Source organism: Streptomyces ambofaciens ATCC 23877 (assembly GCF_001267885.1).
Lineage (GTDB): Bacteria > Actinomycetota > Actinomycetes > Streptomycetales > Streptomycetaceae > Streptomyces > Streptomyces ambofaciens.
Window position 1 is genome coordinate 1,972,188 of sequence record NZ_CP012382.1, and the last position, 8,558, is coordinate 1,980,745.

The 8,558-nt window shown below is 73.5% G+C and carries 7 protein-coding genes and 1 riboswitch; of the genes, 3 read left to right on the forward strand and 4 right to left on the reverse strand.

Translation table 11 applies throughout. The features are described 5' to 3' along the window. Positions 1 to 197 precede the first annotated feature (197 nt). Positions 198 to 1,796, reverse strand: coding sequence for an ABC-F family ATP-binding cassette domain-containing protein (locus SAM23877_RS08915; RefSeq protein WP_053128674.1), 1,599 nt, complete (start codon positions 1,794 to 1,796; stop codon positions 198 to 200). 299 nt (positions 1,797 to 2,095) lie between these two features. On the opposite strand from SAM23877_RS08915, the gene SAM23877_RS08920 reads away from it, so the two are divergent. After that, positions 2,096 to 2,509, forward strand: a complete 414-nt coding sequence (locus SAM23877_RS08920; RefSeq protein WP_053128680.1) for a VOC family protein — start codon at positions 2,096 to 2,098, stop codon at positions 2,507 to 2,509. Between the two features lie 19 nt (positions 2,510 to 2,528). On the opposite strand, the gene SAM23877_RS08925 is transcribed toward SAM23877_RS08920, so the two are convergent. From SAM23877_RS08925 to SAM23877_RS08935, 3 genes are all read right to left on the reverse strand, one after another. Next, a complete protein-coding gene (locus tag SAM23877_RS08925) occupies positions 2,529 to 3,806 on the reverse strand; it encodes a hypothetical protein (protein ID WP_053128682.1) in 1,278 nt (425 codons plus the stop codon). Positions 3,807 to 4,124: 318 nt separating this feature from the next. Next, positions 4,125 to 5,252 (reverse strand): alpha/beta hydrolase family protein, encoded by a 1,128-nt coding sequence (locus SAM23877_RS08930; RefSeq protein ID WP_053128684.1) that lies wholly within the window; start codon positions 5,250 to 5,252, stop codon positions 4,125 to 4,127. Positions 5,253 to 5,744: 492 nt separating this feature from the next. After that, positions 5,745 to 6,404 carry a class II aldolase/adducin family protein gene (locus tag SAM23877_RS08935; protein WP_053128688.1) on the reverse strand — a complete coding sequence of 220 codons (660 nt, stop codon included), beginning with the start codon at positions 6,402 to 6,404 and terminating at the stop codon, positions 5,745 to 5,747. 236 nt (positions 6,405 to 6,640) lie between these two features. On the opposite strand from SAM23877_RS08935, the gene SAM23877_RS08940 reads away from it, so the two are divergent. Both SAM23877_RS08940 and SAM23877_RS08945 read left to right on the forward strand, forming a co-directional pair. Then, on the forward strand, positions 6,641 to 7,876 hold the full coding sequence (locus SAM23877_RS08940; protein WP_053128691.1) for an inorganic phosphate transporter: 1,236 nt from the start codon (positions 6,641 to 6,643) through the stop codon (positions 7,874 to 7,876). Between the two features lie 34 nt (positions 7,877 to 7,910). Then, positions 7,911 to 8,132: a hypothetical protein gene (locus SAM23877_RS08945; RefSeq protein WP_053128693.1), complete on the forward strand. Its 222-nt coding sequence runs from the start codon at positions 7,911 to 7,913 to the stop codon at positions 8,130 to 8,132. A 139-nt stretch (positions 8,133 to 8,271) separates the two neighbouring features. Then, a riboswitch (cobalamin riboswitch) is annotated at positions 8,272 to 8,411 on the forward strand. Positions 8,412 to 8,558: the final 147 nt, after the last annotated feature.

Sequence of the window (8,558 nt, forward strand, 5' to 3'; positions counted from 1 at the left end):
CCGGAGCATCGTGTCCGTACGGCCGAACGAGTCTTCCCGCGAAGTTCCAGGTCAGAAAGGCGAAACGGCCGGACCCCCGGCGATGGGGGTCCGGCCGTGAAATCCGTGTATGACACACCTCGTGATGAGGAGATCTCACACAGATGGTGGATCACGGATCGGCCGAATGATCCATACCCAGTGGATCATCCATTCGATCAAGCCAGGGCGACGAGATCCGCGTAGTCGGCACCCCAGAGGTCCTCGACGCCGTCCGGAAGCAGGATGATCCGTTCCGGCTGGAGCGCCTCGACGGCGCCCTCGTCGTGGGTGACCAGGACGACGGCGCCCTTGTAGGTGCGCAGCGCGCCGAGGATCTCCTCGCGGCTGGCCGGGTCGAGGTTGTTGGTCGGCTCGTCGAGCAGCAGCACGTTCGCCGACGACACCACGAGGGTGGCCAGCGCGAGGCGGGTCTTCTCGCCGCCGGACAGCACGCCGGCCGGCTTGTCGACGTCGTCGCCGGAGAAGAGGAAGGATCCCAGCGTCTTGCGGACCTCGACGAGGTCGAGGTCGGGATTGGCCGAGCGCATGTTCTCCAGGACGGTGCGCTCGGGGTCGAGGGTCTCGTGCTCCTGCGCGTAGTACCCGAGCTTGAGGCCGTGGCCCTCGACGACCTGGCCGGTGTCGGGCTTCTCGACGCCGCCGAGGAGCCTGAGCAGGGTCGTCTTGCCCGCGCCGTTGAGGCCGAGGATGACCACGCGGGAGCCCTTGTCGATGGCCAGGTCGACGTCGGTGAAGATCTCCAGCGAGCCGTACGACTTGGAGAGGCCCTCGGCGGTCAGCGGGGTCTTGCCGCAGGGCGCGGGCTCGGGGAAGCGGAGCTTGGCGACCTTGTCGGACTTCCGCTCGGCCTCCAGACCGGCCAGCAGCTTGTCGGCCCGGCGGGCCATGTTCTGCGCGGCGACGGTCTTGGTCGCCTTGGCGCGCATCTTGTCGGCCTGCGAGTGCAGCGCGGACGCCTTCTTCTCCGCGTTCTGGCGCTCGCGCTTGCGGCGCTTCTCGTCGGCCTCGCGCTGCTGCTGGTAGAGCTTCCAGCCCATGTTGTAGACGTCGATCTGGGAGCGGTTGGCGTCCAGGTAGAACACCTTGTTGACGACCGTCTCGACCAGGTCGACGTCGTGGGAGATCACGATGAAGCCGCCGCGGTAGGTCTTCAGGTAGTCGCGCAGCCAGACGATCGAGTCGGCGTCGAGGTGGTTGGTCGGCTCGTCGAGCAGCAGGGTGTCCGCGTCCGAGAACAGGATCCGGGCCAGCTCGATCCGGCGGCGCTGTCCGCCGGAGAGCGTGTGCAGGGGCTGGCCGAGCACCCGGTCGGGCAGGTTGAGCGCGGCGGCGATCGTGGCGGCCTCGGCCTCGGCGGAGTACCCGCCCTTGGTGAGGAACTCCGTCTCCTGACGCTCGTACTGCTTGAGCGCCTTCTCACGGGTGGCGCCCTGGCCGTTGGCGATGCGCTGCTCGTTGTCGCGCATCTTGCGGATCAGGGTGTCGAGGCCGCGCGCGGACAGGATGCGGTCGCGGGCCAGCACGTCGAGGTCGCCGGTGCGCGGGTCCTGCGGGAGGTAGCCGACCTCGCCGGAGCGGGTGACGGCACCGGCGGCGGGCTGGCCCTCGCCGGCGAGGACCTTGGTGAGGGTGGTCTTGCCGGCGCCGTTGCGTCCGACGAGGCCGATGCGGTCGCCCTTGGCGATGCGGAAGGTGGCGCTCTCGATGAGGACACGGGCACCGGCGCGCAGCTCGATGCCGGAGGCGGAGATCACGGTCAGACTCCTGGGCGGGTGGTTGGCGGGGCGGGCGGCTGGAGGACGTTCCCGCCGTCTAATGCGCGAGGAGAATGGCCATGGGGCCAGTCTAACGGGGCCGTGCAACCACTTTTCCCGGGTTCCGGTGTCCGTGGGGTCCCTTGTTCGGGGTCCCGGTGTTCGACGGCACAGCTCCGGGGCGTTGTCGGTGGGCGGTGCGAGACTGGGCGACAGGGCCGGATTCCGGGAACCTCCGGGTCGTGCGGATCTTCGCGGCGTCCCGTCCTCCGGCACCGACTCACAAGGGAGTGATCGGCATGGCAGGCATCGACGGCGGCCGTCCGAGCGTCTACCCGACGCTGCTGTACGCGGACGCCAAGGCGGCGGTCGGCCAGCTCACGCGGGCCTTCGGATTCACCGAGCTGGCGGTGTACGAGGGCGAGGGCGGCACGGTGGCCCACGCCGAGCTGGCCCAGGGCAACGGCGCGATCATGCTCGGCTCGAAGGGCACGGGCAGCCGCTTCGACGAGGCGATGAAGAGCGCCGGCCCGACGGGCGTCTACGTCGTGGTGGAGGACGTCGACGCCCATCACCGGCGGGCCGTGGAGCAGGGCGCGGACATCCTGATGCCCCCCACGGACCAGGACTACGGGTCGCGGGACTACATGGCCCGAGACCTGGAGGGCAACATCTGGAGCTTCGGGACGTACGCGCCGGAGGTCCCCGGGTAGGGCTCCGCCGCCGCTCGGGTCAGCTGCCGCCGGTGTGCACCTGGAAGGCCGCTCTGCGCACGGCCTTGGCCAGGGCGGGATCGGGGTGCGCGGCGGCGAGGGCGACCAGGACCTGCACGGTACGGGGGTGGCCGACGGCCCGGACCTCGTCGAGGAGGGCCGGGACGGTGGGCTGCACGGCGGACTCGAGGTGCCTGACGAGCAGCGGGGCCTCACCGTGGTCGGCGACGGCGGCGGCGGTGTCCACCCACAGCCACGTCGCCTCGTGCCGGGTGAGGACCTCGTGGGCGTCCTCGGGATCGACACCGTCGTGCTCGGCCAGCCACAGCAGGGCGTACGGCCGCAGCGTCGGCTCGTCGACGACGGCACGGACGTCGGGCTCGGCGGGCGCGCCGACGACGCGCAGCGCCTCGAAGGCGAGGCCGCGCAGCAGGGCGTCGTCGCCGCGGGCGGCACCGAGCAGCTCGGCGACGGCGCTGCCGACGGGGCGGGCGGCGAGCCAGGCGCGGTACTCGGCGCGGGCGGCGTTCGGGCGGAGCTGGGCGCAGCCGCGGAGCATGTCCTCGGCCGGCTGCTCGATGTTGCCGGCGGGGCTCTGCGCGGCGACGCAGATCTGCTCCAGCTTGACCCAGACCGCCCAGTTGCCGAGCGGCGTGAGCGTGGCGTGTCCGTCGCCGCAGGTGAGGGCGCCGACGGAGGCGAGGGCGCGCAGGGCCCAGTCGAGGAGGGGGGCGAGCGCGGTGCCGAGGCCGGTGTCCGGGGCCGGTGCGGCGGCGGGGGTCTGCGGGATCCCCGGCTCCAGGCGGGGGCCGTAGGGCACCTCGCAGCGCTCGGTGCGCAGTTCGGTGACGCGCTGCTCCAGCAGGTCGAGGAGCTGCGCCACCGGAACGGGGCCCGCGGACAGCTGGAGGAAGGAGAGCAACTGGGGCATCGCGGAGATGACCTCGGCCACGGCGGCGGGCTCCTGCCCGGCGGGCTCGGGGTGGGCCAGCGACCAGGCGTCGAAGAGGGCGACCCAGCCGCGCAGCACGGCGCTGTCGTCGCGGTTCCAGGCACGCAGCCGCCAGCCGGGGCGGGCGCTGCCGCCGTGCACCTCGATCAGTCCCGCGAGCCGGGCGGTGTCCCAGTCGGCGCGGACCTGGGCCACGGTCAGGCCCAGCTCCCGGGCCGCCTGCTCGGCGGTCGCGTCGGAGAGGGTGGCCTTGCCGTCGGCGGTCGCGCTGCCGCGGCCGGGACCGAGGGCGCTGTCGGCCCAACGGGCCACACGGGCCGCGCCCGCCAGGCCGGAGCGTGCCATTCTGGCCAGTTCCGACCGGACCGGTGTGCCCTCCGGGGGTCGCGGCGCGGCGCGGCGCGGACGCCGCTGGTTCATCACTGGTGGGGCGGCGGCCAGGGGTCGCGGGCGGACGAGTCGGAGCCTGGAGTCGCGCGGGATACGGGACGTCACGGGTGCAGTCTTCCGGTTGACGGTCCGAAAACCCAAACGGAATGCCCCACCGGGCTCCGGGGACGGCGCAGGTGCGGTGCCTGAACCGGGTCGGGGACGGGAACAGGCCAGTGGTACGACGCTAAACGGAACCTGAGTGGCGGGCGGTGGGACACAGGGCCGCCGGGGTCAGACCAGCGGGGTCATGAAGCGGCGCAGGGTCTCCTCGTAACGGTCGGGGTCGGCGTTCCACATGGCGCCGTGCGGGGCGTCCTCGACCGTGTGGAGGGCGACCAGGCGCGGGTGGGTGTCGGCGAGGCGGCGCGAGAGCCGCCAGGGGGCCACCGCGTCGTCGGGGCCGTGGAAGATCAGGGTCGGGACCGCCGGGCGGTACAGGCCGGCGGTCCCGGCGTCGTGGTCGGCGCGCAGTCCGGCACGGCCCTGGGCGGCGCGGACGGCGAGCGGCAGGAACGCGCCCGGGGTGCGGCGGGCCGCGGCCAGGGCGCGCAGCGTGGTCTCCCAGCTGAGGACCGGGGAGTCCAGGACGAGGCCCGCGATGCGGTCGCGCACGCCGGAGAGCGCGGCGGTGCGCAGGGCCATGGTGGCGCCGGTGGACCAGCCGAGCAGGACGACCTGGCGGGCGCCGTGGTCGAGGGCGTAGCGGACGGCCGCGTCCACGTCCCGCCACTCGGTCTCACCGAAGTGGTGCAGGCCGTCCGGCGAGGAGGGGGCGCCGACGTCGCCGCGGTAGGCGAGGGCGAGCACCGGGACCTGCCGGCGGTTCAGGGGTGCCATGAGATTCATGGCGTGTTCGCGGGTGGCGGCCAGTCCGTGCACGGCGATGATCCAGGTCGGCCGGGAGCCGGGCAGGAACCAGGCCGGCAGGGGGCCGAGTTCGCCGGGGACCTCGACGTCGGCGTGTTCGAGGTCGAGGGCGGTGCCCGGGTTGCCGACGTACAGGTTCGGGGTGAACCACGCCCGGTCGCCGGCCACGAGGGTGCCGTGCGTGACCCGTTCGAGGCGGCGGACGACGGTGTCGGCGCCGTGTTCGACGGTGCCGAGGACCGGTCCGACCACCGCGTGGGTGCCGTCGCCGGCGAGGCCGTACCGGCCGGGGCGCAGCGCGGCCAGGTGCCGGGTGAGGGTGATCTGCCCGGCGGCGGTGCCGTGCACCGTGAGCCGGGGTTCGGTGGGCAGGGGGCGGCCGGGCGGCGCCTTGAGCGCGGCGTCGCTGGCGAGCCGTCCGGCGGCGACGCTCGCCGCCCCTGCGGCCAGGGCTGCGGTGACGGCAGCGGCCGTCGCGGGGAGGATGCGCACGTTTCCCAGTTTCCCGAGGGACCGCGGAGTAAGCCACCGGGACGGCGGACGCGCGGTGCCGTTCGGGTCAGCCGGGGGCCGTGACGCGGGGCCCGGGGGACGCGGGGGCCGGGACCGTGGCGGGGGGCCCGGGCCGTGACGCGGGGCCTGGCGCCGTAGGCCGTGGCGCGGGGTCCGGGGGCGCGGGGCCTGCTGCCGTAGGCCGGGGCCCGGGGCCCGGGGTCCGGGGGCGCGGGGTCTGCTGCCGTGGCCCGGGGCCCGGGGGCGCGACGCGGGGCCCGAGGCCGTGACGCGGGGCCCGAGGCCATGACACGGGGCCCGTGGCCCGTGGCCCGAGGCCCGGGGCTGTGGCGCGAGGCCCGGGCCCCAGGGCCGTGGCGCGGGTAGGAGCGCGTGCGGACGGACCGCGCAGCCGCCTGGACCGGTACGGTCCGGTCAGGCCCGCCCGGACCGCTCAGGACCGCCTGGACCGCTCAGGCCCGCCCGGACCGTTCAGGACCGCTGGCCGTACCCCCGGAGGCGCTCCGCCACCTCGGCGAGCTGCTCCTCGGTCAGCAGGGACGGGGACCGGCCCGGTACCGCGGAGGCCGTCAGCCAGAGGCGGCACATCCACTCCAGCTGGGCGGTGCGGTCGTAGGCCTGGTCCAGGGAGGCGCCGTAGGTGATCGTGCCGTGGTTCTGGAGGAGGCAGCCGGTGCGGCCGGTGAGGGCGTCGAGCATGGTGCGGGCCAGTTCGTCGGTGCCGTAGGCCGCGTAGCGGGCGACCCGGACCGGGCCGCCGAGCGCGGCGGTCATGTAGTGGACCGGCGGCAGTTCGGGCACGAGCAGCGAGACCGCCGTCGCGTGCACGGCGTGGGTGTGGACGACGGCCCGGGCGTCGGTGGCCCGGTACACGGCGAGGTGCATGGGCAGTTCGCTGGTGGGGACCAGCGTGCCGAGGACCTGCCGGCCGTCGAGGTCGACGCCGGTCGCGTCGGCCGGGGCCAGACGGTCGTACGGCACCCCCGAAGGAGTGACCAGCACCGTGTCGCCGACGCGCACCGAGACGTTGCCGGAGGTGCCGACCACCAGCCCGTCCGCCACCGTCCGCCGGGCCGTCGCGACGAGGGCCTCCCAGGCCTCGGCCACCTCCGATTCCGCCCGTCCGCCCATCGATCGCGTCACAGTCACCAGCTCCTCCCCGAAGGCCTCCTGCGCCTCCGTCGTCCCACCGGGCGCGGATCCCGGCGATCCTGCCAGGCACGTCTCCGCAGAGCATCGGCGCGGGCACGGAGCGGAAGGTGGTGTCCCTCGTTCCGGTCACTGCGACGCCCTTCTCAGTTCATCTTCCGTTCACTCTGGTTACCTACGTTCGACCAGCCAATGACCTCGAACGATTGCCTGGGTAAATGGAAAGCTTCTCGCTGATCCTCGCGATTGTGGTGGTAACCGCACTCGCGTTCGATTTCACGAACGGTTTCCACGACACCGCGAACGCGATGGCAACGACCATTTCGACCGGTGCGCTCAAGCCCAAGGTGGCGGTGGCGATGTCCGCCGTCCTCAACCTTGTCGGCGCCTTCCTCTCGGTGGAGGTCGCGAACACGATCTCCAAGGGTCTCGTCGACGAGACCGGCATCCGTCCCGAGGTCATCTTCGCCGCCCTGGTCGGCGCGATCCTCTGGAACCTGCTGACCTGGCTGGTCGGGCTCCCGTCCAGTTCCTCGCACGCCCTGATGGGCGGCCTGATCGGTGCCGCCATCGCCTCGGCGGGCGTCGGCGCGGTCCACGGCGACGTGCTCGTCACCAAGGTGCTCCTCCCGGCGATCGCCGCCCCGCTCGTCGCGGGCATCGCGGCGATGCTCGGCGCGCGGCTGACGTACCGGCTCGGCCGCAAGGCCGACGGCAAGGCCGCCGCCAAGGGCTACCGTGCCGGGCAGATCGCCTCCGCCGGACTCGTCTCGCTGGCCCACGGCACCAACGACGCCCAGAAGACGATGGGCATCATCACCCTCGCCCTGGTCGCGGGCGGCGCCCTCGCCCCCGACTCCGACCCGCCCATGTGGGTCATCCTGTCCGCGGGCATCGCCATCGCGCTCGGCACCTACCTCGGCGGCTGGCGCATCATCCGCACCATGGGCAAGGGGCTGACCGACCTCCAGCCGCAGCAGGGCTTCGCGGCGCAGACCAGTGCCGCCACGGTCATCCTGGCCTCCTCCCACCTCGGCTTCTCCCTCTCCACCACGCACTCGGTCTCCGGTGCGGTGATGGGCGCGGGCCTCGGCCGCAAGGGCGGCGTGGTGCGCTGGTCCACGGCCACCCGGATGTTCGTCGCCTGGGGCCTGACCCTGCCCGCCGCGGCCCTGGTCGCCGCGATCGCCGAGTGGGTCTGCGGCCTCGGTGACTGGGGCACCGGCCTCGTCCTGGTCTTCCTGATCGCCTCCAGCGCCGCCATCTGGAAGATCTCCCGGCGCGAGGTCGTCGACCACACCAACGTGATCGACGAGCCCGAGCCGTCCGGCGTGGTGACCACGGCGATGGCCGCCGTCTCCCCGCCGCCGACCGGGGTGACCGAGGAACTGGCCGCCGCCGTCCCGGCCGCCGCGCCCGACGCCAAGGCCCCCTCGGCCACCACCACCGTCTGAGCCCGCCCCCCGGGTACGAAGGAAGCGAACCTCCATGAGCATCGACTGGGCAGCTCTCGGCTCCGTCTTCGGGGTCAGCCTCGTGGCCACCGTGGTCCTGGTGGGCCTGTTCACCCTCGGCATCGTCGGCCTCTCCCGCCAGGAGCGGGCCACCGCCCAGGGCGGCTCCGCGGCCCTCGCGGTCACCGGCGCGTACGCGTGCTTCGCGGCCTGCGCGGCGGCGGTGGCGTACGGCATCTACCTGATCGTCGCCTGACGATCGCCGCACACCCGTGAGGCGGGGTGCGGGACGGACTCCAACCGTCCCGCACCCCGCCTCTTCCCGTGCCGGCGCACACCGCCCGTGTGTGGGCCTTCGCACACTCCCCCGCCGCAGGTCAACGCCAGGTTGACGGGTGTTCGCGGGCCGTGGTGGACTTCCGGAGCCAGTACGGCGGCAGGAGAGGAAGCCCGGTGCGAATCCGGCGCGGTCCCGCCACTGTGACCGGGGAGCTGATCCCCGGGAGCCAGGAACTCTCACCGCCGGTCTCTTCCAACCAGGGCGCGGACACCCTGAGTGAGGACGTATCGCCATGCGCGGCTGCTCCTGCAGGTACCCCGGCGGGTCCCGGTATCCCGGGCACTCCGCCCACCCCGGGTACTCCGCCCCTCCCGGCGACACCCGCTGCCCCGGTGACTCCGG